The 1,569-nt window shown below is 33.7% G+C and carries 2 protein-coding genes; both read right to left on the bottom strand.

Annotated features, from left to right (window positions below; genetic code table 11):
* Positions 1 to 79: 79 nt before the first annotated feature.
* Complete coding sequence (locus CF599_RS19230; RefSeq protein ID WP_254050372.1) at positions 80 to 940, bottom strand: IS3 family transposase; 861 nt, start codon at positions 938 to 940, stop codon at positions 80 to 82.
* A gap of 41 nt (positions 941 to 981) precedes the next feature.
* Positions 982 to 1,524 carry a hypothetical protein gene (locus tag CF599_RS19225; RefSeq protein WP_121967527.1) on the bottom strand — a complete coding sequence of 181 codons (543 nt, stop codon included), beginning with the start codon at positions 1,522 to 1,524 and terminating at the stop codon, positions 982 to 984.
* Positions 1,525 to 1,569 lie beyond the last annotated feature (45 nt).

The raw sequence follows: 1,569 nt of genomic DNA, 5'->3' as shown, positions 1-1,569 counted from the left end.
TGTCTCGTCCTACCATAACTGTACAGTTATTGTTTATAATCCTAGTTCTAACTGTACACTTGTTTTAGTAATCCTGTCGTTACTGTACAAGTTCTTTTTCTTGTGTTTTTTTCTTATAATAGTTCTTCCACCTTTTAGTTAAGACACCCGTTTTAAGATGTGCTTGTATTGGAGTTAATCTATCGCAACTATCATGAGGCCTAACTTCATTATACATCTTTATACTTAGTTGTATTTTTTCTTTGGTTTTTTCATAACCTAAGCTAGAATAATTTAAATCAAACTCCCCCTTAATTATTCCATTTACTCGTTCTGCCACCGCATTATCTCTAGGGTTTCCATTTTGCGTGGTACTAATAGCTATTTTATTGTCTTTTAGTAATTTAGTATAAATTTCACTACAGTATTGACTCCCTCTATCTGAATGATGAATAAGCTTTTCATTGTACATTCTATTGTTTAAAGCCATTTTAAGAGCCTCTAAACATCCTTGGGCTGTCATATCTAGACTAAAATTATACCCCATTATTTTATGGGAATATGCATCTGTGATTAAACACAGGTAACCCCAAACATTATTGAGTCGTATATAGGTAATGTCACTTACCCAAAATTGCTCTGGTCGTGTTACTTCTACTCCATTATACAGATCTAAATACTGACCTCGCCATGCTCTTGAATCTGTGGTGTAGGCTTTTCGCTTTCGCTGTCTTATCAACATCTTATGGCTATCTAACAAGTCAAAGAGGTAGTCTCTGCCAACACTTATATTATGTGTATACAGCCGTTTTTCCAGCATATCTTGAAGTTTGCGTGTACCTAACTTGGGAAGGTTATTTCTGATATGTAATACCTCTTGTAAGACTATATCGTCCTTTAACGATTGTTCTTGATGACGGTCAATTGACTGATAATAAGCACTTCGAGTTCTTCCAAACAGTTTACATATTGTATCTATTCCTTTTTTAGGATATAATACTTTTACTTCTTCAACTGCTTGGAACCAGACTTTTTTCTGATCTCAATATCTAGGCTTTTTTCTGCTACATCAATTAGTGTATTTAGCGCTACTACCTTAAACTGTGATTCTGCTAAAGCCTTTTTTAAAGAGATTATCTCTAATTCTTCTGCAGTAAGCTTCTTTTTAGGCATTTCTATAGGGATTGGAGTTTCAATACAAATATCTGTATTTTTATTATAATTAGCTAACAACCAGTTGTTTATTGTAGATAAACTTTTTATGTTATATACTATTGAAGCTTCTTTTACCCCCATACCTCTTTCTATAATACTATGAACTACTTGACGTTTTAAACTCTCGCTATAAACTTTGGGAGTCCTCGTATCGTAATATTCTTCACTTCCATATCGTTGCATCCAACGCCTTACGGTATTAACTCCTAAATCATACTTCAGCGTTACAGAAATCTGTGTCGCGCCTAACTCAACTTCCTTCACTATCTTTTTAATGAATTCTTGATGATAATGCTGTTTTACTTTTTTTTCTCCTATTGACTTTTCCATCTCTTATTGGTATTTAAAACTGTACAGTTTTTTCAGGACGGGTCA

It is taken from the genome of Myroides sp. N17-2 (assembly GCF_002286775.1).
Lineage (GTDB): Bacteria > Bacteroidota > Bacteroidia > Flavobacteriales > Flavobacteriaceae > Flavobacterium.
Note: the sequence above shows the minus strand (reverse complement) of the source record. Positions and strands in the feature narration are given on the sequence as shown.